The 23,279-nt window shown below is 72.1% G+C and carries 24 protein-coding genes, 1 pseudogene and 1 riboswitch; of the genes and pseudogenes, 13 read left to right on the top strand and 12 right to left on the bottom strand.

Features of this window, described 5'->3' with window-relative positions; all coding sequences use genetic code 11:
- Complete coding sequence (locus FB467_RS16655) at positions 1 to 282, top strand: DUF4229 domain-containing protein (protein WP_141786093.1); 282 nt, start codon at positions 1 to 3, stop codon at positions 280 to 282.
- 43 nt (positions 283 to 325) lie between these two features.
- Here FB467_RS16655 and FB467_RS16650 read toward each other — a convergent pair whose 3' ends face one another.
- From FB467_RS16650 to FB467_RS16620, 7 genes and pseudogenes are all read right to left on the bottom strand, one after another.
- The gene (locus tag FB467_RS16650) at positions 326 to 841 is read right to left on the bottom strand and encodes a ferritin (RefSeq protein ID WP_141786092.1); all 516 of its coding nucleotides are present in this window, start codon (positions 839 to 841) and stop codon (positions 326 to 328) included.
- Positions 842 to 862: 21 nt separating this feature from the next.
- Positions 863 to 1,216: pseudogene (locus tag FB467_RS16645) on the bottom strand (YdeI/OmpD-associated family protein); the annotation flags it as partial.
- A gap of 604 nt (positions 1,217 to 1,820) precedes the next feature.
- Positions 1,821 to 2,696 (bottom strand): 1,4-dihydroxy-2-naphthoate polyprenyltransferase, encoded by an 876-nt coding sequence (locus FB467_RS16640; protein WP_141786091.1) that lies wholly within the window; start codon positions 2,694 to 2,696, stop codon positions 1,821 to 1,823.
- A gap of 4 nt (positions 2,697 to 2,700) precedes the next feature.
- Positions 2,701 to 2,955 (bottom strand): PLD nuclease N-terminal domain-containing protein, encoded by a 255-nt coding sequence (locus FB467_RS16635; RefSeq protein WP_141786090.1) that lies wholly within the window; start codon positions 2,953 to 2,955, stop codon positions 2,701 to 2,703.
- A 36-nt stretch (positions 2,956 to 2,991) separates the two neighbouring features.
- On the bottom strand, positions 2,992 to 4,212 hold the full coding sequence (gene menE / locus FB467_RS16630; protein WP_141786089.1) for an o-succinylbenzoate--CoA ligase: 1,221 nt from the start codon (positions 4,210 to 4,212) through the stop codon (positions 2,992 to 2,994).
- Positions 4,213 to 4,297: 85 nt separating this feature from the next.
- Positions 4,298 to 4,999, bottom strand: coding sequence for a hypothetical protein (locus FB467_RS16625; RefSeq protein ID WP_141786088.1), 702 nt, complete (start codon positions 4,997 to 4,999; stop codon positions 4,298 to 4,300).
- A gap of 158 nt (positions 5,000 to 5,157) precedes the next feature.
- A complete protein-coding gene (locus FB467_RS16620; RefSeq protein ID WP_228393292.1) occupies positions 5,158 to 6,123 on the bottom strand; it encodes a 1,4-dihydroxy-2-naphthoyl-CoA synthase in 966 nt (321 codons plus the stop codon).
- 19 nt (positions 6,124 to 6,142) lie between these two features.
- Between FB467_RS16620 and FB467_RS16615 the strand changes: the two genes are divergently transcribed.
- The 3 genes from FB467_RS16615 (at position 6,143) to FB467_RS16605 (ending at position 9,124) form a co-directional block, all read left to right on the top strand.
- Positions 6,143 to 6,544 (top strand): VOC family protein, encoded by a 402-nt coding sequence (locus tag FB467_RS16615; RefSeq protein WP_141786086.1) that lies wholly within the window; start codon positions 6,143 to 6,145, stop codon positions 6,542 to 6,544.
- 50 nt (positions 6,545 to 6,594) lie between these two features.
- Positions 6,595 to 7,632 carry an o-succinylbenzoate synthase gene (locus FB467_RS16610; protein ID WP_141786085.1) on the top strand — a complete coding sequence of 346 codons (1,038 nt, stop codon included), beginning with the start codon at positions 6,595 to 6,597 and terminating at the stop codon, positions 7,630 to 7,632.
- A 190-nt stretch (positions 7,633 to 7,822) separates the two neighbouring features.
- The gene (locus FB467_RS16605; RefSeq protein WP_141786084.1) at positions 7,823 to 9,124 is read left to right on the top strand and encodes an ammonium transporter; all 1,302 of its coding nucleotides are present in this window, start codon (positions 7,823 to 7,825) and stop codon (positions 9,122 to 9,124) included.
- A 105-nt stretch (positions 9,125 to 9,229) separates the two neighbouring features.
- Here the strand turns inward: FB467_RS16605 and FB467_RS16600 are convergent, their stop codons facing one another.
- On the bottom strand, positions 9,230 to 9,904 hold the full coding sequence (locus tag FB467_RS16600) for a MarR family winged helix-turn-helix transcriptional regulator (RefSeq protein WP_211350631.1): 675 nt from the start codon (positions 9,902 to 9,904) through the stop codon (positions 9,230 to 9,232).
- A 181-nt stretch (positions 9,905 to 10,085) separates the two neighbouring features.
- On the opposite strand from FB467_RS16600, the gene FB467_RS16595 reads away from it, so the two are divergent.
- The 3 genes from FB467_RS16595 to FB467_RS16585 all read left to right on the top strand — a co-directional run bounded on the left by FB467_RS16595 (position 10,086) and on the right by FB467_RS16585 (position 13,419).
- Positions 10,086 to 11,990: an ABC transporter ATP-binding protein gene (locus FB467_RS16595; RefSeq protein WP_141786083.1), complete on the top strand. Its 1,905-nt coding sequence runs from the start codon at positions 10,086 to 10,088 to the stop codon at positions 11,988 to 11,990.
- A gap of 272 nt (positions 11,991 to 12,262) precedes the next feature.
- Positions 12,263 to 12,667 (top strand): cold-shock protein, encoded by a 405-nt coding sequence (locus FB467_RS16590; RefSeq protein WP_141786082.1) that lies wholly within the window; start codon positions 12,263 to 12,265, stop codon positions 12,665 to 12,667.
- The gene (locus FB467_RS16585) at positions 12,667 to 13,419 is read left to right on the top strand and encodes a DUF3027 domain-containing protein (RefSeq protein ID WP_141786081.1); all 753 of its coding nucleotides are present in this window, start codon (positions 12,667 to 12,669) and stop codon (positions 13,417 to 13,419) included. The genes FB467_RS16590 and FB467_RS16585 overlap by 1 nt, the downstream gene beginning before the upstream one ends.
- A 3-nt stretch (positions 13,420 to 13,422) precedes the next feature.
- On the opposite strand, the gene FB467_RS16580 is transcribed toward FB467_RS16585, so the two are convergent.
- Positions 13,423 to 13,650 (bottom strand): DUF2530 domain-containing protein, encoded by a 228-nt coding sequence (locus FB467_RS16580; RefSeq protein WP_228393293.1) that lies wholly within the window; start codon positions 13,648 to 13,650, stop codon positions 13,423 to 13,425.
- Positions 13,651 to 13,685: 35 nt separating this feature from the next.
- Between FB467_RS16580 and FB467_RS16575 the strand changes: the two genes are divergently transcribed.
- From FB467_RS16575 to FB467_RS16560, 4 genes are all read left to right on the top strand, one after another.
- On the top strand, positions 13,686 to 15,149 hold the full coding sequence (locus FB467_RS16575) for an NCS2 family permease (protein WP_141786079.1): 1,464 nt from the start codon (positions 13,686 to 13,688) through the stop codon (positions 15,147 to 15,149).
- A 137-nt stretch (positions 15,150 to 15,286) separates the two neighbouring features.
- Complete coding sequence (locus FB467_RS16570) at positions 15,287 to 15,724, top strand: MarR family winged helix-turn-helix transcriptional regulator (RefSeq protein ID WP_228393294.1); 438 nt, start codon at positions 15,287 to 15,289, stop codon at positions 15,722 to 15,724.
- Complete coding sequence (locus FB467_RS16565) at positions 15,721 to 17,004, top strand: MFS transporter (protein ID WP_141786078.1); 1,284 nt, start codon at positions 15,721 to 15,723, stop codon at positions 17,002 to 17,004. Before FB467_RS16570 ends, FB467_RS16565 begins: the two co-directional genes overlap by 4 nt.
- A 100-nt stretch (positions 17,005 to 17,104) precedes the next feature.
- Complete coding sequence (locus FB467_RS16560) at positions 17,105 to 18,898, top strand: gamma-glutamyltransferase family protein (protein WP_141786077.1); 1,794 nt, start codon at positions 17,105 to 17,107, stop codon at positions 18,896 to 18,898.
- Here FB467_RS16560 and FB467_RS16555 read toward each other — a convergent pair.
- Entirely contained in the window at positions 18,880 to 19,416 is a 537-nt protein-coding gene (locus tag FB467_RS16555) for a hypothetical protein (RefSeq protein WP_141786076.1), read from the bottom strand. The genes FB467_RS16560 and FB467_RS16555 overlap by 19 nt on opposite strands.
- 62 nt (positions 19,417 to 19,478) lie before the next feature.
- Here FB467_RS16555 and pdxH point away from each other — a divergent pair, with 62 nt between their 5' ends.
- Positions 19,479 to 20,156 (top strand): pyridoxamine 5'-phosphate oxidase, encoded by a 678-nt coding sequence (pdxH, locus tag FB467_RS16550; RefSeq protein WP_141786075.1) that lies wholly within the window; start codon positions 19,479 to 19,481, stop codon positions 20,154 to 20,156.
- A 258-nt stretch (positions 20,157 to 20,414) separates the two neighbouring features.
- Here the strand turns inward: pdxH and FB467_RS16545 are convergent, their stop codons facing one another.
- Together FB467_RS16545 and FB467_RS16540 are read right to left on the bottom strand one after the other, a co-directional pair.
- On the bottom strand, positions 20,415 to 21,287 hold the full coding sequence (locus FB467_RS16545; RefSeq protein ID WP_141786074.1) for a DUF305 domain-containing protein: 873 nt from the start codon (positions 21,285 to 21,287) through the stop codon (positions 20,415 to 20,417).
- Between the two features lies 1 nt (position 21,288).
- Positions 21,289 to 21,942, bottom strand: coding sequence for a thioredoxin-like domain-containing protein (locus FB467_RS16540; RefSeq protein WP_141786073.1), 654 nt, complete (start codon positions 21,940 to 21,942; stop codon positions 21,289 to 21,291).
- A 151-nt stretch (positions 21,943 to 22,093) separates the two neighbouring features.
- Here FB467_RS16540 and FB467_RS16535 point away from each other — a divergent pair, with 151 nt between their 5' ends.
- Entirely contained in the window at positions 22,094 to 22,801 is a 708-nt protein-coding gene (locus tag FB467_RS16535) for an iron-dependent transcriptional repressor DtxR (protein WP_141786072.1), read from the top strand.
- Between the two features lie 273 nt (positions 22,802 to 23,074).
- Positions 23,075 to 23,231, top strand: a riboswitch (cyclic di-AMP (ydaO/yuaA leader).
- Positions 23,232 to 23,279 lie beyond the last annotated feature (48 nt).

Here is a 23,279-nt window from a genome sequence, read left to right as displayed (position 1 = left end):
ATGGTGCAGTACACGATCTGGCGGCTGCTGATCTTTGCGGTCTTCCTGCTCGGTCTGCTCTGGCTGGGCGTCCACGAGATCTGGGCGCTGATCTTCGCGGCGCTGTTCTCGATGGTGACCTCGTTCTTCCTGCTGGCGCGCCCCCGCGAGGAGATGGCCCGGCAGCTGGAGGAGAAGGTTGCCCGGCGGCGCGCCGAGCGGGAGCAGAAGCTCGCGGGGCAGCGCACCGACGAGGACGACGAGGACGCCGAGGCCGAGGGCTGGGACCAGGGCGACCGCTGACCCTGGCTATCGCACAGGCTCCTCTCTCCCGCGGAGGTGCGGTCTACTCGTTGTCGCCCTGGACGGCCGGGTTGCGGGCACCGAGCTCGGCGTCCATCCGCAGCAGCCCGCCGCCGTCGTCACCGGTCAGCTTGAGCCGGTTCACGATCTCGCCGACCGTGGCCTCTTCCTCGAGCTGCTCATCCAGGAACCAGTGCAGCAGCGGCCGGCAGTCCAGGTCGCCCTCGGACTCGGCCAGCCGGTAGAGGTCGCGGATCGAGGCGGAGACGTGCTGCTCGTGGGCCAGCGCCGCCTCGAAGGCGTCCACGGCTATCGAGACCTCGAGTTGGGGACCCTCGATCGTGCCGATCTTCGGCGTCGAGCCCCGGTCGACCATGTGCGCGATGAACTTGTCCGCGTGGACCCGTTCCTCCTCGGACTGGGCGCGCATCCAGGACGCCATGCCGGTCAGGTCGAGGCTCTCCAGCTCGATCGCCAGCTGCAGGTAGGTGGTGGCGGCGGCCAGCTCCATCGTCACCTGGTCCGACAGCGCCGCCTCGAGCTTCTCCGGAATCTGCATGACCCGAAACTACACCCGTGGCCAGCGCCCGTCAGCCTGGGCGCGTCGCACCTGCGCACGCCCCGCCTCGTGCATCCGGCCCTCGGCCTCCAGGCGGGCGACCCGCTCCACGTTGCTGGGCGACCACGTGCTGCGCGGGCGGCGGGGCGTCGTGCGCTGCTGGTAGCTGCCCGCGTCCCGGCGCTTGGTCAGCCCGTCGATCCACCCGAAGCACAGCGCCTCCAGGAGGGCGTCCTCGTAGGTGAGCGACGTGACCGTGCCGCCCTTCTTGTGCAGCACCAGCCACACGCCCGGGGAGTCGGCGTGGTGTTCCTCGAGCCAGGCGCGCCACGCGGCGGCGTCTGGCAGGAGCAGCTCGGGCAGGTCCGCCGTCATCCCTCGACGGTAGCTCCGCTGCCGCGCTCGTGGGGAAACTTTTGGGGGTCATGGGCCCGAAAAGTTTCCACACATGGTGAGAGGCGAGTTTCCACACGTGGGGAGGGGTGCCGGTACGCCGTGAGCCGGGTCAGGCGGACAGGACCGGCCACACGCAGGGGGAGTCGGCGTGGTGTTCCTCGCGCCACGCGGCGGCGTCCGGTAGGAGCAGCTCGGGAAGGTCCGCCGTCATCGCCCGACGGTAGCGCCGCTCCCGGGCTCGTGGGGAAACTTTTTGGGGGGTCATAGGCCCGAAGAGTTTCCACACGTGGGGAGAGGGGCCCGTATGCCGTGGGCCGGGTCAGGCGGGCAGCACCGGCCACACGCCCGGGGAGTCGGCCCCCGACGGTAGCGTCGCTCTCGCGCTCGTGGGGAAACTCTTAGGGGTCATAGGCCCCGAAAGTTTCCACACTTGGGGAGGGGCGAGCTTCCACGCGTGGTGAGGGGTGGCGGGTTCTACGGTGGTGGGGAAACTTTTGGGGGTCATAGGCCCCAGAAGTTTCCACGGGTGGGGAGGGGCGAGTGCCCAAGCGTGGGGAGGGGCGCCTGTACGCCGTGAGCCGGGTCAGGCGGACAGCACCAGCCCGAGGGTGAGCAGGGCGGCGTAGGCCAGCTGCAGCACCCCGGTCCGGCCGAGGACCGGGATGAGGTCGCGGCCGTCGGCGCCGCCCAGCACCCGGCGCACCGGGGACCAGGCCACGGGGAGCGCCACCAGCGCCAGCAGGCTCCAGGGCTGGGCCAGGGCGGCCACCCCGGCGGCGACGAACGCACCGAGCACGAGCACGGCATACAACCAGCGGGTGCGGGCGGGGCCGAGCCGGACCGCCAGGGTCCGCTTGCCCGCGTCGGTGTCCCCGGGGATGTCGCGCAGGTTGTTGGTGACCAGGATCGCGCAGGCCAGGAACCCGACGCCGCAGGCGCCGGCCCAGCTGGCGAGGTCCAGGGTGTGCACCTGGGTGTAGGTGGTGCCCAGCACGGCCACCAGCCCGAAGAAGACGAAGACGGCGACCTCGCCCAGGCCGCGGTACCCGTAGGGTCGGCGCCCCCCGGTGTACTGCCAGGCGGCCACGATCGCGACCGCCCCGATCAGCAGGAACCACCAGGCCTCGGCCAGCGCGACGAGGGTCAGGCCGGCCAGCGCGGCCAGCCCGAAGCAGGCGAACGCGGCGGCCTTGACGCTGCCCGGGTCGGCCAGCCGGGACCCGACGAGGCGCAGCGGGCCCACCCGGTCCTCGTCGGTGCCGCGGACGCCGTCGGAGTAGTCGTTGGCGTAGTTCACGCCGACCTGGAGGGCGAGGGCGACGATGAGGGCCAGCACGGCCAGGGCGGCGTCGGCGTCGCCGAGGGCGTGTGCCGAGCCGGTGCCGACGGCGACCGGTGCGACGGCGGCAGGCAGCGTCCGTGGGCGCGCACCGGCGACCCACTGGGAAGGTGTGGCCACCGGGTCAGATCCCCCGCAGGAAGTCGGGGTCGTCGTCGGGCCCGCGGGGGCCGGGGGGCGGCTGCCGGCGCAGCAGCGACTCGCGGGGGCGTCCGGCGATGAACCAGGTCAGGCCGCCGGCGATCGGGAAGAACAGGCAGACCACGACCCACACGACCTTGGGCAGGTTGCGGATCTTGTCGTCCTCGGTCTGGATCGCGTCCACCGCGGTGTAGATCGAGAAGGCCAGCACCAGCACGGCCAGGATGACTCTGGGCACGGGGACCTCCTCCGCTCGGGTGTCCCGGATCCCATGTCAGGACCGGGGTTGACCTCCTATTCTGCCACTTCCGCGGGCCAATAGTGCACGCAGGGCGACCCGGTCCGGCTTGCCGGAGGCCAGCAGCGGGAGCTCCCCGACCCGGACGACCTGCCGGGGCAGGACGTGACCCGGCAGACGGCCCCGCAACGCCTGGCGGACAGCCGCGGTCAGGTCTGCGTCGGCCGCTGCCCCGGCCGGGGGTGCGTCCCGCAGCACCACGGCGGCCGCGACCCGCTGACCCCACTCCGGGTCCGGGATCCCCAGGACGACGGCGGCCCGGACCTCCGGCAGCCCCAGCAGCGCCGACTCCACGTCGGCGGGCGCAACCTTGAGGCCCCCGGTGTTGATCACGTCGTCGATCCGCCCCAGCACCCGCAGCCGCCCGGTGGCCGGGTCCAGCTCGCCCAGGTCGTCGGTGCGGAACCAGCGCACCCCGTCCTCGTCGGTGACAAAGCGTTGCGCGGTGAGCTCCGGCATCCCGAGGTACCCGGCCGCGACGGCGGCGCCGCCCAGCCGGATCCGTCCGTCGGCCTCCAGCGCCACCCGCATGCCCGGCAGTGGACTGCCGTCGTAGACGCAGCCGCCGCAGGTCTCGGTCATCCCGTATGTCGTCACGACCGGCACGCGGTGGGCCGTCAGGGCCTCCCGGGTCGGGTCGGGCAGGGCCGCCCCGCCGATCAGGACGGCGTCGAAGGAGGCCAGCGCCGCAGCGGCTCCCGGGTCCTCCAGCACCCGGGAGAGCTGGGTGGGCACCAGCGAGGTGTAGTGGCGGACGCCTGGGTCGAGGCGCGCCGACGCCGCCGAGAATGCCGTGGCGGTGAACGGCCCGGGCGGCAGGACGACCGGCACCGTGCCGGCCTGGGCGGAGCGGGCCAGCACCTGGAATCCGGCGACGTGGTGGGCGGGCAGGGCCAGCAGCCACTGCCCCGGGCCCCCGAGCCGCTGCGCCGTCGCCGAGCCCGAGGCCCGCAACGACGCGGCGGGGAGGGCGACGCGCCGCGGCGTGCCGCTGGAGCCGGAGGTGGCCAGCACGGCCGCGGCACCGGCCAGGAGGGGATCCGTCCGTTCAGCGGGGGTGAGCTGCTCCGGGGGCTCCGTCCCCACGGGTCGGGGGAGCAGGGGCGGGCCGCCCGTCGTCAGGCGTTCGGAGATCGCGGTGAGCACCGGCCCGAGGGGGATGCCGGGGCCGACGGCGAGCGGGGCGGGCAGGTCCACCCCGTCAGCGTAGGTGTCCGGGAACGGCAGCGGCGCCGGACCCCCGAGGGGATCCGGCGCCGCGGCGTTCAGCGTGCTGACTCGATCACATGCCGGAGAGGCTGTTCATGTCGACGTACCACTCACCGTCGATGTTCTTCAGCTTGATCTCGGTGTCGCCAAATGCTTCTCCGAACATATCGGAGAAATGCTCCTGGGTGATGGTTGCGGTGTCGCCCTCGACGGTCGCGCCGTTGATCTCCATCGACTCGATGACGCCCACGATCTCAGGGCTGTCCGCGAATATGTCGCCCACCATGCCCGGGATCATGTTCCTGCAGAGGTCGTAGTTCTCGGAGTCCTTCATCGGGACAGTCGGGTCGCCGACGAAGTCCAGCATCATGTCGCAGACGGCCTCGTCACCGCTGACGAACGCCACGAACCACTCCTTGGTGCGGTCGGCAGCGGCCTGCTCGTCACCGGAGGCCGACTCGCCGGCGGCGGAGTCGTCACCGTCGGTGTCCTCGGCCTCGTCGTCCTGGGTCGCGCCGATGCCGTCCTCGACACCCTCGTCCTCGGTGGCCTCGGCGTCGTCGCCGCCACCCAGCACGGTGTCGTCGGTCTCTTCGGCCGCGTCGTCGTCGGTCTCCTCGACGGCGGTGTCGTCGGTCTCCTCGGCGGCGTCGTCGGTGGTCTCTTCGGTGGTCTGGCCGTTGGGCTCCACGACCTCCGCGCCGTCGTCGTCGCTGCCACAGGCGGAGAGCAGCAGGACGGGAACGGCCAGGGCGCTAACAAGTGCGCGTCGCATTGTGATTTCCTTCCCCCAAACATGGGTAATCTCGGTCAGCCCATTGTTTCATGGGCAGGTGCTCGCCCTAAAATCGACGAACGACCCTCTGACGTGCGTAATCGTCGATCGGATCCCGCAGATTCCTGTGATGTCCGTCTCACCCGAGGGTGGCGGGATCAGAAATACCAGGGAAAGCCGGACCAGTCGGGGGTGCGCTTCTCCAGGAAAGAATCGCGGCCTTCCACGGCCTCGTCGGTCATGTAGCCCAACCGGGTCGCCTCACCGGCGAACACCTGCTGACCCATCATCCCGTCGTCGACCAGGTTGAAGGCGAACTTCAGCATCCGCTGGGCGGTGGGGGACTTGCCGAGGATCTCCCGGGCCACCGCCAGGGACTCGCGCTCCAGGTCGGCGTGGTCGAACACCAGGTTCACCGCGCCCATCCGGTGCATCGCCTCGGCGTCGTAGGTGCGGCCCAGGAAGAAGATCTCGCGGGCGAACTTCTGCCCGACCATCCGGGCCAGGTAGGCAGAGCCGTATCCGGCGTCGAAACTGCCCACGTCGGCGTCGGTCTGCTTGAATCGGGCGTGCTCGCGGGAGGCGATGGTCAGGTCGCACACCACGTGCAGGGAGTGCCCGCCCCCGGCGGCCCACCCGTTGACGACGGCGATGACGACCTTGGGCATGGTCCGGATCAGGCGCTGCACCTCCAGGATGTGCAACCGGCCCCCGGCCGCCTTGACCCGCGCCTGGTCGACGGTGTCCGCGGTCTCTCCCTCGGCATACTGATAACCCGAGCGGCCCCGGATCCGCTGGTCCCCGCCGGAGCAGAACGCCCAGCCGCCGTCCTTGGTGCTCGGCCCGTTGCCGGTGAGCAGCACGACGCCCACGTCCGGGCTCATCCGGGCGTGGTCCAGGGCCCGGTAGAGCTCGTCGACGGTGTGCGGGCGGAAGGCGTTGCGCACCTCAGGCCGGTCGAACGCGATCCGGACCACCCCCGACCCGGCGCCCTCCCCGGTCGCCCGGTGGTAGGTGATGTCGGTGAACTCGAAGCCGGGCACCTCCTGCCAGGCGGCGGGGTCGAAGGTTGCGGACACCTGCTGTCCGGTAGGGCGGTCGGTGGGGGTTTCCTCGGTGCTCACGAGTCCTGAGGATAGGTGCATGGCTCTCAAGTGGTACACGGTCGTCGTCGATTGTCACGATCCGCGGGCGCAGGCGCGCTGGTGGGCGCGGGTGCTGGACTACCAGGTGGTGCACGAGGCGGACGACGAGGTGGTCCTCGTCCCCGGCTGGCTGGACGAGGACACCTGGCAGGAGATCCCGTGGGAACGGCGCAGCCAGGGGCTGGTCTTCGTCCCGGTGCCCGAGGGCAAGCAGGTGAAGAACCGGCTGCACATCGACCTGGCCCCGCACACCAGCCAGGACCGCGACGCCGAGATCGCCCGGCTCGAGGAGCTCGGGGCCACCCGGGTCGACGTGGGCCAGGAGGAGTCCGTCACCTGGACCGTGCTGGCCGACCCCGAGGGCAACGAGTTCTGCGTGCTGTCCTCCCGCGACGGCTGACCAGCCGCCCGCCGCAGCACGGTCCGCCACCGGCAGGGCACACTGCCGGTATGCCGTCCGCCGCCACCCCCGCACCCTCGCCCGAGGAACTGGTCGCCGCCGCGACGGTGGTGTCGCTGCCGATGCGGGTCCGCTTCCGCGGGGTGCTGGAACGGGAAGCGGTGCTGCTGCACGGCCCGCTGGCCTGGGCCGAGTTCGCCCCGTTCCCGGAGTACGCCGACGAGGAGGCGGCCCGCTGGCTGGCGGCAGCCGTCGAGGCGGGGTGGGCCGGGTGGCCCGAGCCGGTCCGCGACCGGGTGCCGGTCAACGCCACGGTGCCGGCCGTCGGACCCGACCGGGTGGGGGAGGTGCTGGCCCGGTACGACGGGTGCACCACCGCCAAGGTGAAGGTCGCCGAGCGCGGGCAGGAGCTGGCCGACGACATGGCCCGGGTCGCCGAGGTCCGGGCCGTGCTGGGGCCGGCCGCCCGGATCCGGGTCGATGCCAACGGCGGCTGGACCCCGGACCAGGCGAGGGAGGCGCTGACCCGGCTGTCGGCATACGGGTTGGAGTATGCGGAGCAGCCCTGCGCGGACGTGCCCGGCCTCGCGCGACTGCGGCGCGACCTGGCCCGCGACGGCGTGGACGTGCCGGTCGCGGCCGACGAGTCGATCCGGCGTAGCGAGGACCCGCTCCGGGTGGCCCGGGAGGGCGCGGCCGACCTCGTCGTGGTGAAGGTGCCGCCGCTGGGCGGTGTCGCCGCGGCGCTGCGGATCGTGGCCGACTGCGGTCTGCCGGCCGTGGTCTCCAGTGCCCTGGACACCTCGGTGGGGATGGCGGCCGGCGTGGCCCTGGCCGCCGCACTGCCCGCCCTGGAACACGCCTGCGGGCTCGGCACGGTCGAGTTGCTCGCCCGTGACGTCGCGACACCCTCGCTGGTGCCCGTCGCCGGCTCGATCTCCGTGGCCGACGCCCTGCAGACGGTCCGTGGCGACCTGGTGCCCGGGCTCACGGCCGGCGGGGGAGGCGATCTCGCGGCCGGCCCCGAGCGCCGTGCCTGGTGGCTGGACCGGCTCGCCCGCTGCGCGGCCCTCCTCCCGCGCGCCTAGCGGACCGGCCCCGCCCGGCGGGCCCGGCCGCGAGGTTTTACCTGCCCGAAACACCCGTCACGTCCCCGAAACACCCGCGCGCCGCCGGCGAAACATCCCGGGTCAAGACTCCGGCGCAGCGGTGCGGCCGGTCCGCACCGGACGACGGGTGCGTTCCCCCTGCGCACCCCCGACTCGTTGGAGGCACAAGATGGAGCTGACTGCAGGCGACGTCTGGGTGATGGTGTCGGCGGCGCTCGTGCTGCTGATGACGCCCGGGCTCGCGTTCTTCTACGGCGGCATGGCCCGGGCCAAGGCCGCCCTCAACATGATGATGATGAGCTTCGTGTCCATCGGCCTGGTGGGCGTGGTGTGGGTCCTGTGGGCCTACTCGATGAGCGGCGGGGAGGGGATCCTGGGCGGCCTGTCCGGCGACCCGACCGCGTTCTTCGGCCTGAGCAACCTGGTGGGCACGACCGACCTGATCGGCGTCGGGTTCGGCGCGACCTTCGCCATCATCACGGTGGCCCTCATCTCCGGGGCGGTCGCCGACCGCACCAAGTTCAGCGCCTGGATGGTCTTCGTGCCGATCTGGGTGACACTGGTCTACGCGCCGCTGGCCTACATGGTCTGGGGCGGCGGCCTGCTCGGCGAGGAAGGCTGGGTCGGGCGCACCTTCGGGGTGGCCATGGACTTCGCCGGCGGCACCGTGGTCCACATCAACGCCGGTCTGGCCGCGCTGGTCCTGGTCTACGTGATCGGTCGCCGCAACGGCTGGGCGCCCGGCTTCCACAAGCCGCACAACGTGCCCTTCGTGATGCTGGGTGCGGCGCTGCTGTGGTTCGGCTGGTTCGGGTTCAACGGGGGCGCCGCCGGCAGCTCCGAGGAGCTCGGCCTGATCTGGGTCAACACGCTGGTCGCCCCGGCCGCCGCGATGATCGCCTGGAACGTCACCGAGGCGGTCCGCGACGGCAAGCCGACCGCGGTCGGTGCCGCCTCCGGTGTCGTCGCCGGGCTGGTCGCGATCACCCCGGCCTGCGCCAACCTCAGCCCGGTCGGCTCGCTGGTCCTGGGCATCGTGGCCGGTGTCGGGTCCTGCCTGGCGATCGGCCTGAAGTACCGCTTCGGCTACGACGACGCCCTCGACGTGGTCGGGGTCCACCTGGTGGCCGGCCTCATCGGCACCGTCGCGCTGGGCTTCCTGGCGCTGCCGGTCGACGGCGCCGGTGGCGGCCTGTTCTACGGCGGCGGGGCCGACCAGCTGGTCGCCCAGGTCGCGGCCACCGTCGTCACGCTCGTCTTCACCGGGGTGCTCACCCTGGTGATCGCGCTGGCGATCAGCAAGACCATCGGGTTCCGGGTCTCCGCCGAGGACGAGGCCCGCGGGGTCGACCTGTCCGAGCACCGCGAGGTCGCCTACGTCTTCACCGACGACGCCCCGGTGGAGCAGGACTACCTGGCCGGGGTCGCCCGGGACGTGGGCGCCGAGGAGGGCAAGCCCGTCTCCGTCTGAGCGAGCCCGCCCCACCGACGAAGGACCCCCGGCACGTGGCGCCGGGGGTCCTTCTCCGTCGGTCGGGGCACGCGCTGGTATGCCGTGCCCGTCACCTCGCGTGCGTCAGCCCTGCGGCTCCGCCTCGAGGGACTCGAGCAGCTGGACGAGCAGCCGGCGCAGTTCCGCGCGGTCCTCCTCGCTCAGCTGGCCCGCCGCGTCCTGGGCCGCCTGACGGCGTGCCGCGTGGATCTCCTGCAGCACCTGCCGGCCGTTGTCGGTCAGCGTCAGCAGCACGGCGCGCCGGTCCTCCGGGTCGGGGGTGCGCTGGACCAGCCCGGCCTCCTGGAGGGAGTCGACGACCTCGGTCGCCGACCGGGCCGCGATCTGCAGCCGCTCGGCCAGCTGGCTGACCCGCAGCTGCGTGGGGGCACCCTGGGCGCCCTCCCGCTGCTCGTCCTCGTGCGGCGCCGGGGTCTCCCCGGGCCGCTGGTCCGGCCGTCCGTGGCGCCCAGGTCCGGGTCCTCCCCGGCCGCGCCGGGGGCCACCGTGGCCCCGTCGGCGTCCGCCCTCGCCCCAGGCGATGGCCCGGAGGGCGCGGACCTGGTGCGGGGACAGGCCCCAGGGGGCCGTCTCGACCGCGGCGCCGCGGCGCAGCCTGCGGGCCAGGTGCATGACCAGGTCGAGCTCGCTGAGCTCGGGGTCGGTCAGGTCCAGCTCGGGGCGGTGGTGGCGACGTCCGTGGCGCGGGTGCGGCTCGCGGTGGTCGGGGGTTTCGTGGTTCGTGGTGTGGTCGTTCATGTGGGTTTCTCCCCTCGGGTGGCGCCTGGATGGTGCTCTGTTGATGCATGTGTTGGCTGCCACTGGTCGGTAGCCTAGCAGAGTTGCGCGGTAACCACAAAATGAGGTAACCTCAGTATCGACAACGAGAGCACGGCCGGCACCGATGACCGGTCAACCCGAACAGAAAGGGAGTGGTTGCATGGACACCGCGTTCCAGACTCGCTCCGGTGGTGGGCGTGGAGCAGACTCCGCCCGCCCCAACCCCAAGGACAAGGCTCAGCTCAAGAGCCACCCGGTGAGCGCGCAGCGCGTGCTCGCCCTCTTCCGGCCGCACCGGTGGACCCTCGCCGTCGTGCTGGCGATCATCGTCACCAGCTCCACGGTCGGGCTGGCCACGCCGTTCCTGACCAAGGCGGCCGTGGACGACGCCATCCCGCACCAGGACGTGCGGTTGCTGCTCGTCCTGGTCGGCGCCATGGTCGGCATCGCCGTGCTGACCTCCGTGCTGGGGGTGATCCAGACCTGGCTGTCGACCACCGTCGGCCAGCGGATCATGCACACCCTGCGCACCGACCTGTTCAGCCACCTGCAGAAGCAGTCGCTCGACTTCTTCACCCGCACCCGCGGGGGAGAGGTGCAGTCGCGGCTGACGCACGACATCTCCGGCCTGCAGGGCGTGGTCACCTCGACCGCCACCTCGCTGGCCGCCAACGTCGCCACGGTGATCGGCACCCTGATCGCCATGGTCGCGCTCAGCTGGCAGCTCGCGCTGCTCTCCCTGATCGTGATCCCGCCGGCCGTGCTGGTCACCCGCTCGGTGGCCCGGCTGCGCCGGGACGCCACCGACCGCCGGCAGAAGGCGCTCGCGGGCATGCACGCCCAGGTCGAGGAGTCGCTGTCGGTCAGCGGCGCCCGCCTCAGCAAGACCCTCGGTGCCGGGCCGGCGCTGGCCGACCGGTTCCACACCGCCTCCTCCGACCTGCTCGGGCTGGAGGTCGCCGCGCAGATCGCCGGTCGCTGGCGGACGGCGACGATGAGCATCATCTTCGCCGTGATCCCGGCGCTGCTCTACCTCATCGCCGGCCTCCCGGTGACCTCCGAGGGGATCACCATCGGGACCCTGGTCGCCTTCACCGCCCTCCAGGCGGGGATCTTCCGCCCGGTCATGGGCCTGCTCAACGTGGGTGTCCAGGTGACCGCATCGCTGGCCCTGTTCAGCCGGATCTTCGAGTACCTCGACCTGCCGATCGGTGTCCTCGAGCCGGCGCGGCCGGCCGAGTTCGACCCGGCGCGGGCGCAGGGCCGGGTGCGGCTGGAGCACGTCACCTTCCGGCACGCCGACGGCGACCGGGACGCGCTGCGCGACATCGACCTGGACCTCGCGCCCGGGTCGCACGTGGCCATCGTCGGCCCCACCGGGTCCGGCAAGAGCACCCTGGCCGCGCTGGTCACCCGGCTCTACGACCCGACCTCGGGCCGGATCACGCTGGACGGCACCGACCTGCGGGACCTGAAGTCCGAGCAGCGGGCCGCGGTCGTCGGCGTGGTGTCCCAGGAGACCTACCTGCTGCACGCCACCGTGCGGGAGAACCTGCGCTTCGCCCGCCCCGACGCCACCGACGAGGAGATCGAGCGGGCGGCGCGGGCCGCCCAGGTCCACGAGGTGATCACCGCGCTGCCGCAGGGCTACGACACCATGGTCGGTGCTCGCGGCCACCGGTTCTCCGGCGGCGAGCAGCAGCGCCTGGCGCTGGCCCGCACGCTGCTGCGCAACCCGCGGGTGCTGATCCTCGACGAGGCCACCAGCGCGCTGGACACCCGCACCGAGCTCGCGGTCCAGGAGGCCCTGGACGAGCTCGGCCGGGGACGCACCGTGATCACCATCGCCCACCGGCTGTCCACCGTCCGGGACGCCGACCAGATCGTGGTGCTGGAGCAGGGCCGGGTCCGCGAGACCGGCACGCACGAGGAACTGGTCGCCCGCGCCGGGGCGTATGCCGCCCTGGTCGCCGCCAGCGGTGGACAGGCCCAGCGTCCGGACGACCTGGACGATGGGTTGGACGCCGAGCTGGCCGCGGAGCTCCGGGCGGCGCTGGCCGCCTGACCGCCCCACCCGGTGCGCCGAATGGACCAGTTGTTGCCGGTTTCTGGACCGGATCGCGGCAACAACGCGTGCGTTCGGCGCGTTCGGGCGGCTGGCGGTGGCCGACGACGGCCGGCGGCGGACGGTAGCGCCGGGCCCGCAGCGCCCCGTGACTGGGCACGGAAGCGGCTATCCGCGGCGCGAGACGTTAACCTGATACCTCGACGGCAGCCGCGCGAGGCGGTCGTCGCCCCCAACCACCCTCCCGCGACGATCCACACAAGAGGTGCACAGTGCCCACGGGCAAGGTCAGGTTCTACAACGACGAGAAGGGCTTCGGCTTCCTCTCCAGCGACGAGGGTGCCGACGTCTACGTCCACTCCAGCGCCCTGCCGGAGGGCGCGACCACCCTCAAGCGCGGGGCCCGGGTCGAGTTCGACGTCGCCCAGGGCCGCCGCGGTGACCAGGCGTTGCACGTGCGGCTGCTCGAGCCGGCGCCCTCGGTCACCCGGACCATGGCGATGCGGGACCGGCTGCCGGCCGACGAGATGGCGGTGGTCGTGGAGGACCTGATCAAGGTGCTGGACGACGCCTCCAACCGGCTGCGCCGCGGGCACTACCCGGACGGGCGCCTCGCCAGCTCGCTCGGCAAGAGCCTGCGGGCGCTCGCCGACCAGTTCGAGGCCGGGGCCCGCTGATGGCCGCCGCCGTGGCCACCAAGCCCGACGCCGTCCTCACCGCTGCGGTCGACCTGGCGCGCACCGCCGCCGAGGGCATCGCCGAGCCGGGCACGGTCGGGGAGTACCAGGGCGCCGAGATGTCCGGCGAACGCCTGGCGACCCACTACTTCGGCTGCACGGCCACGGCATACCCCGGCTGGCGCTGGGCGATCACCGTCGCCCGCCCGCCGCGCGCCCGCAAGGCGACCATCTGCGAGACCAACCTGGTGCCCGGCGACGGCGCCCTGCTGTCCCCGGAGTGGCTCCCGTATGCCGAACGCCTGGCTCCCGGGGACGTCGGCGCCGGGGACGTGACCCCCTTCGTCGACGACGACCCCAATCTGGAGGCGGGGTTCGAGGCGACCGGGGACGAGGACGTCGACCAGATGGCGTTCTTCGAGCTCGGCCTCGGCCGGCCCCGGGTGCTGTCCGCGGAGGGGCGCGACGCGGCGGCGCAGCGCTGGTACGACGGGGACCACGGGCCGCGCTCCGAGGTGGCCCGCCAGGCCACCGCGACCTGTAGCAGCTGCGGCTACTTCCTGCCGATGGCCGGGGCCCTCCGGCAGGTCTTCGGGGTGTGCGCCAGCGAGTGGTCCCCCGACGACGGCGCGGTCGTGAGCCTGGACCACGGGTGCGGCGCGCACAGCGAGGTCGACATCGACCCCGGGGAGCCGGACAAGATCGAGGCCCCGGTGCTGGACGACGACGACCTGGTGATCACCAGCGACTGACGGTCAGGCGTCGGAGGCGTTGCCCCGGCCGCGGGTCAGGTAGACGTGGCCGATCAGGCCGAGCAGGATCCCGCTGACCGGCACCCACACCCACCAGTCGCGGTCACCCGTGCGCAGCGCGGGCACGGCCAGCACCACGACGAGCGCCACCGCCCACAGCACGATGCCGATCCGCACGATGGTGATCGTGCGGACCGTGACGGGCTTCGGCACGATCTCGGAGTTGCTCACGCCCGGATCTCCCACATGGCCCTAACCTACGTGCCATGACTACCAATTCCACACACGCGGCTCCGACGCCCACGTCGGGCCTGGACCGGTATTTCCGGATTACCGAACGGGGTTCGACCGTCGCGCGCGAGGTGCGTGGTGGGGTCGTCACGTTCTTCACGATGGCCTACATCGTGGTCCTCAACCCGCTGATCCTGGGCGGCGTCCCCGACGGCACCGGGGAGATGCTGGCCGGGGGCAACCTGGGCGCCATCGCCGCCGCCACGGCGCTGATCGCCGGGGTGATGTGCATCCTGATGGGCGCCGTCGCCAACTACCCGCTGGCGATGGCGGCCGGCCTCGGCCTCAACGCGGTCGTGGCCTTCTCCATCGCGACGCTGCCGAACATGACCTGGGCCGACGCGATGGGCCTGATCGTGCTCGAGGGCATCGTGATCCTGCTGCTGGTGCTGACCGGCTTCCGGGAGGCGGTCTTCACCGCCATCCCCCGCGACCTCAAGATCGCGATCAGCGTCGGGATCGGGCTGTTCATCGCCCTGATCGGCCTGTTCGACGCCGGCATCGTCCGGGCGCCGTTCGGCGGGGCGACCCCGGTCGAGCTGGGGGTCGGTGGCTTCCTGGCCGGCTGGCCGGCGCTCATCTTCATCCTCGGGCTGCTGGCCATCGCGGTCATGTACCTGCTCAAGGTGCAGGGCGCGATCCTCTACGGCATCCTCGGCGCCACCGTGCTGGCGATCGTGGTCGAGGCCGTCGGCGGCATCGGCGGCCGCACCGAGGACAACCCCACGGGGTGGGGCCTGACCACCCCGGCGCTGCCGGACCAGGTGGTCAGCACCCCGGACTTCCAGCTGCTCGGCCAGTTCAACCTGCTCGGGTCGTTCGAGGCGATCGGCGCGGTGTCGGTGGTCCTGCTGGTCTTCACCCTGATGCTGGCCGACTTCTTCGACACGATGGGGACCATGGTCGCCGTCGGCGCCGAGGGCGGCCTGCTCGACGAGGACGGCAACCCGCCCAACACCCGGCGCATCCTGGTGGTGGACTCCCTGGCCGCGGCGGTCGGTGGCGCCGGCAGCGTCAGCAGCAACACGGCATACATCGAGTCGACGGCGGGGGTCGCCGAGGGCGCGCGGACCGGGCTGGCCGCGGTCACCACCGGCGTGCTCTTCCTCCTCGCGACCTTCCTGACCCCGCTGGTGCAGGTGGTGCCCTACGAGGCGGCCACCCCGGCCCTGGTCATCGTCGGGTTCCTGATGATGCAGCAGGTGGCCGACATCGACTGGCGGCAGATGGAGATCGCCTTCCCGGCGTTCCTGACCATCATCCTGATGCCGTTCACCTACTCGATCACCGCCGGGATCGGCGCCGGCTTCGTGACCTACGTGCTGCTCAAGGTGTGCCGCGGCAAGGCCGCCTCGCTGCACCCGCTGATGTGGGTCATCGCGGTGCTCTTCGTGATCTACTTCGCGCTCGACCCGGTGCGGGACGTCATCGGTCTCTGAGCACCGACCCGCCGCCCGGACAGGGCCGCCCCCGATCTGGGGGCGGCCCTGTCGCTGTCCGGGCCGGAAATAGTTAGCAGAAGTAATAAGTTAAGGTAAGTAGTCGTCCCACCCGAGCACTCTCCCGGAGCCGCCTCTTGCCTGCCGCCCCCGCGCCCGCACCCGAAGTCGTCCACCTGGCGCACGACCTCCGCATCGCCTGTATGCGGGTGTCGCGCCGGGTGCGTTTCGAGGCCTCGAGCAATATCGCGCCGCACCACTTCAGCGTGCTGGTGCGGCTGGCCGACTCGCCGAGCACGGTGGGGGACCTGGCGACCAGCGAGCGGGTGAGCGCGCCGAGCATGAGCCGCACCGTCTCCGCGCTCGTCGACCGTGGCCTCGTGGCGCGCGCCGGCTCCCCGGACGACGGCCGGGTGGTGCAGCTCTCGCTCACCGACGAGGGGCAGGCCACCGTGGTGTCCGAGCGGGCCAAGCGGGACGCCTGGATGTCCGACCGGCTGGGCCGGCTGACCTCCCGCGAACGGGACGTGCTGACCCGGGCGACCGAGATCCTGGGGAGGGTGCTGGCCGAATGAGCGCCATGTTCTCCTCGCTGCGGATCCGCAACTACCGGATCTACGCCGCCGGCGGCATCGTCTCCAACACCGGCACCTGGATGGGGCGCGTGGCCCAGGACTGGGTGGTGCTCACCGAGCTGACCAACGGGTCGGCGCAGGCGCTGGGCATCGTGACCGGCCTGCAGTTCCTGCCGATGCTGCTCCTGGCCCCGGTGGCCGGCGCGGTCAGCGACCGGTTCGCCAAGCGCCGGGTGATGGTCGTCACCCAGTCGGTGATGGGGCTCACCGCGGCCCTGATGGGCCTGCTGGTGCTGCTCGGGGTGATGGAGCTGTGGCACATGTACCTGCTGGCCCTGCTCCAGGGCAGCGCCGCCGCCATCGACGCGCCGGCACGGCAGGCCTTCGTGTCCGAGATGGTGCCGCCCGAGCAGCTGACCAACGCGGTCGGCCTGAACAGCGCCTCCTTCCACGGCGGCCGGTTGATCGGCCCCGCCGTGGCGGGCCTGCTGATCGCCTGGTTCGGCACCGGCCCGACCTTCCTGATCAACGCCGCGACCTTCATCGCGGTGATCGGGGCGTTGGTCGCGATGGACCCCGCACGCCTCACCCCGGCGCCCCGGAGCAAGGGCAAGGGGCGGATCCGGGAGGGGCTGGCCTACGTGCGGCACCGCCCCGACATCATGCTGATCATGGCCCTGATCTTCGTGCACGGGACCTTCGGGATGAACTTCCAGATCACCAACGCGCTGATGTCGACCGAGGTCTTCGACAAGGGCGTGGAGGAGTACGGCCTGGTGGGGTCGGTCATGGCGATCGGGTCGCTCGGTGGGGCGCTGCTGGCCGCCCGCCGGGAGCGGCCCCGGCTGCGCTACCTGTTGGGCGCCATGGGGGGCTTCTCGGTGTGCACCCTGCTGCTGGGCCTGGCTCCCACCTTCGAGGTGTTCACCGTGACGTTGATCCCCACCGGGCTGTGCGCCCTGACCGTCATGGTCACCGCCAACTCGATGGTGCAGCTGTCGGTCGACCCGGCCGTCCGTGGCCGGGTGATGGCCCTCTACCTGGCGGTCTTCATGGGCGGGACCCCGCTGGGCTCGCCGATCATCGGCTGGATCGGGGACCAGTTCGGCGCCCGCTGGACGATGCTGATGGCCGCGTTCATGTGCGGGGCGGCCGTCCTGGCTGCGACGATCTACGTCATGCGCACCGACAACATCCACGTCAGGATCCAGCGGGACGGCCGGCGCCGGCTCACGCTGCACCGGGGCCCGGTCCAGCCGTTGCCCGAACGGATCTCCTGATGACCGCCCGCACCCGGCGCAAGATCGTGGTGGGCGCCCTCGTCCTGATGCTGCTGGTGGCCGTCGTCGCCAGCGTGATCTGAGAGAGAGATATACCGGTATGACGTTCACCACCCGTCCGACCCTGACCGGCACCTTCGGCATGGTGTCCAGCACGCACTGGCTCGCCTCGCAGAGCGCGATGCGGATGCTGGAGCTGGGCGGCAACGCCTTCGACGCCGCCGTCGCCGGAGGCTTCGTGCTCCAGGTCGTCGAGCCGCACCTGAACGGGCCCGGCGGGGACCTGCCGGCGATCATCGCGACGGCACAGGACCCGGCGCCCCGGGTGCTCTGCGGGCAGGGACCGGCACCCGCGGCGGCGACGCCCGAGCACTTCGCCGACCAGGGGCTGGACGCCGTCCCGGGCGCAGGCCCGCTGGCCACGGCCGTCCCGGGAGCTGTGGACGCCTGGTTGCTGCTGCTGCGTGACCACGGCAGCCTCCCGCTGGCGGACGTGCTCGCGCCGGCCGTGCACTACGCCCGGCACGGGCACCCGTTCCTGGCCCGGGCCGCCGCCACGGTCGGCGCGGTGCAGGACCTCTTCGAGCAGGACTGGACGACCTCGGCGCAGCTGTGGCTGCCCGGCGGCCGGCCACCGGTCGCCGGGGAACTGTTCCGCAACACGACCTGGGCGGACACCCTGGAGCGGCTGGTCGACGAGGCACGGGCCGCCGCGTCGACCCGGGAGGCCCAGGTCGACGCGGCGAGGAGCGCGTGGTCGCAGGGGTTCGTGGCCGAGGCGATCGATCGGTTCGCCCGCCGCCCGTTCCGGCACTCCGGTGGCCACGTCCTGCCGGGCGTGCTCACCGGGGCCGACCTCGCGGCATACGAGGCCACCTGGGAGGAGCCGGTCACCGTGTCCTGGCAGGGGCACACGGTGGCCAAGACCGACACCTGGGGCCAGGGGCCGGCGCTGCTGCAGGTGCTCGGGATGCTGGACTCCCTGGGCGTGACCGACGCCGACGCGCTGCGACCCGACACCGCAGCCGGCGCCCATGCCGTGGTCGAGTCCTGGAAGCTGGCGATGGCGGACCGGGAGGCCTGGCTCGGGGACACCGATGCGGCCGCGGCGGCGGCCGACCTGCTCGACCCGGACTACCTGCGCGGACGGGCCGCGCTCGTGGGGGACACCGCCGACCTCGGGCTGCGCCCGGGCAGTCCCGGCGGCCGCGCACCCCGGATCGCCGAGCAGGCACGCCGCGGGCCGGACGGGCGGGTGGCGGACCCCACGACGGGCGAACCGACCGTGCAGTCCGACGGCGTCACCCGCGGGGACACCTGCCACATCGACGTCGTCGACCGCTGGGGCAACATGATCTCGGCCACGCCCAGCGGGGGCTGGTTGCAGTCCTCGCCGACCATCCCCGAGCTCGGCTTCGCCCTCGGCAGCCGCCTGCAGATGACCTGGCTGGAGCAGGGCCTGGCGTCCTCGCTGGTGCCCGGGCGCCGCCCGCGGACCACGCTCACCCCGACCCTGGTGCTCCGCGACGGCCAGCCGGTGCTCGCCTGCGGCTCACCCGGCGGCGACCAGCAGGACCAGTGGCAGTCCCTGTTCCTGCTGCGCCACCTGGTCGGCGGGGCCTCGCTGCAGGAGGCCATCGACGCCCCGATGTTCCACACCACGAGCTTCCCGGGGTCGTTCGCCCCGCGGCTCACCGAGCCCGGCGTGGTGGTGGCCGAGGACCGACTGGGGGAGGAGGTCCTGGCCGACCTCGGGGCCCGTGGGCACGACGTGCGGGTCGGCGACGGCTGGAGCCTGGGGCGGATGTGCGCGGTCTCCCGCGATCCGGGGACCGGCCTGGTGGCGGCGGGGGCCAACCCCCGCGGTATGCAGGGTTACGCCGTCGGGCGCTGACCCCGCCGGTCCGTCGGGAGCTCGGTGACGGCGCGGGTCGTGCCGTCGGTCGGCTCCGTCCGGCTGTCGGACGGGCCCGTGGGGCCGGGTGCCTGCGGTGGCGGGGTGCCGTGGCCCGGCCGGGACCGGAAGGGCGCCCTGGTGGTGCCGAACGGGCGGGCCCGGTGCGGCTCGTGGGGGCGGACCTTGAGGGAGAGGTCGGCCCGGTCGAGCAGCTCCTGGTAGGAGGCCTGGGTGGGCGGGTGCACCCCGACAGGCTCGTCGCCGGAGAACACCACCCAGTGGGCGGTGCTGTCGTGGAAGACCTGCAGCACGGCGCCGTCCACCAGGGTGCCGGCGTGCGCCAGGGCCTTCTTGCGCTGGTTGCCCTTGGCCACCTTGGCCTGCACGTACTTCTCCGCCGGTTCGCGCTGGTTCTTCAACTGCTCCCACACGACCGGGCCGTACTTCTGGGCCGCGGTGTACACGATCGGCGCGTACTTCAGCGCGGTGCCGACCGCCTTGGCCTTGCCTGCCATGCGATTTCCTCCTGCGTCGATCCCTCTGAGCCTCCACGATAGGCGAGGTTGATAATCGGGGCATGACAGGCGACCGCATCGACTACGAGGGGGACGGCCTGGCCGAGGCCGACCTCGCCGACAACCCCTACGACCAGGTGACCGCGTGGGTCGATGCCGCCGTGGCGCGCCAGCAGGACCTGGGGGACGTCCCCGAGCCCGCCGCGCTGTCGGTCGCCACCGTCGACGAGGACGGGCGTCCGGACGTGCGCACCGTGCTGATGCGCTTCCTGGACCCGCGGGGCCCCGGCTTCGTCACCAACCTGGCCTCGACCAAGGGCCGGCAGTTGCGGGCCCACCCCGCCGTCGCCGCCTCGCTGACCTGGCCCTCGATGTTCCGTGCGGTCCGGTTCCGCGGGTCGGCCGAGGAGATCCCGGAGGCGGAGGTCACGGCATACTTCCGGCAGCGCCCGTGGGGTGCCCGGATCAGCGCGTGGGCCTCCGCGCAGTCCCAGCCCGTGGGCTCGCGGGAGGACCTCGAGGCGGCGTTCGCCGGGTATGCCGAGCGCTACCCCGACCACGGAGGGGCCACCGACGTGCCGGTTCCGCCCGAGTGGGGGGCCTTCCGGATCGTGCCGGACCGGGTCGAGTTCTGGGGCGGCCGCCGCAACCGGCTGCACGACCGCCTGGTGTTCACCCGGGAAGGGACGGGGGACCTCGCCGACGCCGGCGCCTGGCGGGTCACCCGGCTGCAACCCTGAGCGGACCGGGCCCGGACATGGGTGAGCCCGTGAGGCCGGGCCTCCTCCCGTCATCGGACGGGGGAAGGGTTACCGATAGCGCGATGGACGAACTCGCGCTCCTCACGGGCTCCGGTGACCGAGGTGTATTCGCCTCGGCGAACGCCTCAGCGCTCGATCACCTCACGCGTCCTTGAAGAATTCACTCTCGGACCACCTCCCTTCTCGTGTGCGCCCAGCCTAGGTCGGCACCCGCGGGCGGTCCAGGGGTTATCCACCTCAGTGGTCGTGGCCGCCGTCGTCGTGGGCATCGTCGTCGGCTGCCCCGTCGTCGGTGGCGGTCGCTGCGTCCTCGTCGCTGCCGTGGTCCTCGTGCGGCCCCATCTCGGTGAGGTCCTCGCGGGGCTCGGCGTCGCGGTCGGCCAGCATGTCGGTCATCAGGTCGATCTCGCTCTGCTGGGCGTTGACCATCGCCTGGGCGATCCGGACCACCTCGGGGTCGTCGGCCAGGTCGACCGCGGCCTGCGCCATGTCGACCCCGGAGATGTGGTGGGTGATCATCAGCTGCAGGAAGAGGATCTCGGCCTCCTCGCCCTCGGCGTCCCGCAGCTGCTGCATCTCCTCCGCGCTCGCCATCCCCGGCATCTTGGGGGCACCGGGACCCATCTCCATGTCACCGTGGTCCGCGTGGGTCTCGTGGCCCTCCATCCACGTCATCCGGGCGCCGGGGCGTGCGGTCGGCAGGCCCCAGGAGCGCAACCACGCCTCCATCTGACCGATCTGGTTGGCCTGGGCCGAGGCGATGTCGTAGGCGAGGGTGTCGACGTCGGCGCTGTCCGAGCGGCCCAGCACCAGCAACGACATCTCCACGGCCTGCAGGTGGTGCTCGCTCATGTCCCTGGCGAAGCCCGCCTCGGCGCTGTGCGTGCCGGGATGGTGCGGCGCGAACGCCACCCAGCCCACGAGCGTCCCCAGCACCAGGGCGATCACCGAGGCCACCGCGAGCACCGGGGCGCCGAAGCTCTGCCACCGCCCGCGCTCGCCCGGTCCCGGCCGTCCGGAGCGACCGGGTTGGTCGGGCTGGACGGCGGCCCCGGACGCCGCCGGTTCGCCGGTTTCCGGGTCGGTGTCGGGTGACTGCTCGTCGGTCATCTCAGCCCCGGGGGACCAGGTCGAGGTCCGTGCCCATCGAGCAGGCGGCGCCGGGCTCGGGGGTCTGCGGGCCCTGCTTCCACTCGGTGATGAACGCCGGGATCCGGTTGTCGTCGGCGCTGTCCACGGCCAGCTGCAGGCCCCACGCGGTCACGTAGATCGGGCTGTCGATGCCTTCGTAGGGGGAGAGCAGGATGTAGTCCTCGTCCGCGATCTCCTCGAGCTGGTCCACCTGGTCCTGCGGCAGGTCGGGCTGGTAGGTGATCCAGATCGCGCCGTGCTCCAGGGAGTGGACGGCGTGCTCGTTGGGCACCGGGGAGTCGTAGATCCCGCAGTTCAGCCAGGTGGCGTTGTGGTCGCCGCCGACGGGGGGCGTCTGGTCATACTCCACCGCGCCGGGCACGTGGTCGCGGCTGATGTTGTCGTTGGGGTCCACCGGGTCGTCGTAGACCACCGTCGCGCCCAGGTCCGGACGGTTGTTGATCTGGTGGAAGATGGCCCACGCCACGGCGCCGCCGATGAGGACCAGCACCAGGCCGAGGCCGATCCACAGGCCCGACGCGCGGCGTCGCTCGTTGGCCTTGGCCTCCTTCTGGAGCTGGGCCACCCGCTCGGCGCGGGAGTTGGTGGCAGCCTTCTTGGACTGTCGAGTCATGTGTCGTGGGCTCCTGACGGTTCACGGACGGACGAGCACGGGCACATGGTATGTCGTCACGCTGGGACCGATCGTCACACCCGGCGCTGCACATGCGACAGGATGCTCCATAGAATCAGTGTTGACCTGCATCACCCGGAGGGCGGACACCATGACGGACCTGATCGACACTACCGAGATGTATCTCAAGGCGGTGTTCGAACTCGAGGAGGACGGCGTCGTCCCGATGCGGGCGCGGATCGCCGAGCGGCTGGGGCACTCCGGCCCGACCGTCTCCCAGACGGTGGCGCGGATGGAGCGCGACGGGCTGCTCACCCTGGACGACGACCGGCACCTGAAGTTCACCGAGGAGGGGCGGCTGACGGCGACCCGGGTGATGCGCAAGCACCGCCTCGCCGAGCGGCTGCTCGTCGACGTCATCGGGCTCGACTTCTCCTACGTGCACGACGAGGCCTGCCGCTGGGAGCACGTGATGAGCGAGCGCGTCGAGCGGCGCATCCTCGGGCTGATCGCGACCCCCGACGAGTCGCCCTACGGCAACCCGATCCCCGGGCTGGAGGAGCTGGGTGGCGTCTCCGCGCCGCCCCGCAGCGCCTCCGGAGGTGAACCCGACACCCACCTGGAGGGGTTGGCGACCGAGGAGTCGCAACGGTTCGTGGTGACGCGGATCGGCGAGCCGGCCCAGGTGGAGCCCGAGGTCCTCGACCTGCTCACCGACGCCGGGGTGCTGCCGGGCAAGACCGTCGAGGTGCGCCGCGAGGGGGACCGGGTGATCGCCGGTGGGACCGAGCTGGACGAGGGGTCTGCGGTGTCCCTCCCGGGCGACATCGCGGCGCACATCTTCGGCACGCCGGCCTGATCCGAGCCGGGCCCCGCGGGGTGGCCGGAGCCCCCTCTGACGCGCCGTAGTGGCCCGCAGGTTGCTGTGAAGTCCCTCACAAAAATGCTGGACGCGCACTGTGGAAAGCGACGTTTCCGCAGGTCAGAGAGGGTCCAATTTTATAGCGCTGGCAAACTCTCCCCAGGCCCTTTACCGAAACGTGACTTGGCCGCGGAGCGTGTGTACAGTCTTCAACGTCCCTCCCCCCTGGTGGGACCCCCGCCACGCAGCCGAGTCCTGTCAGTGTGCACGGGGTAGTCACGACCAACCGCTTGACAGGAGCGGGGGAACCACCACTCGGAGTTTCGACTCCTTGGGGCGAAGGCCGCTCAGGTGCTTCACCGGGCGGTCCGGGCACACTCCAGCCCGAGCCCGACAGCTCACCCCGTAGGCTCTGGAGAGGTAAAACGTGTCGCAACGCATTCCCGGACGCCACCGTGCGCCCAGCCGCCTGACC

Source organism: Ornithinicoccus hortensis, from assembly GCF_006716185.1.
Classification (GTDB): domain Bacteria; phylum Actinomycetota; class Actinomycetes; order Actinomycetales; family Dermatophilaceae; genus Ornithinicoccus; species Ornithinicoccus hortensis.
Note: the sequence above shows the minus strand (reverse complement) of the source record. Positions and strands in the feature narration are given on the sequence as shown.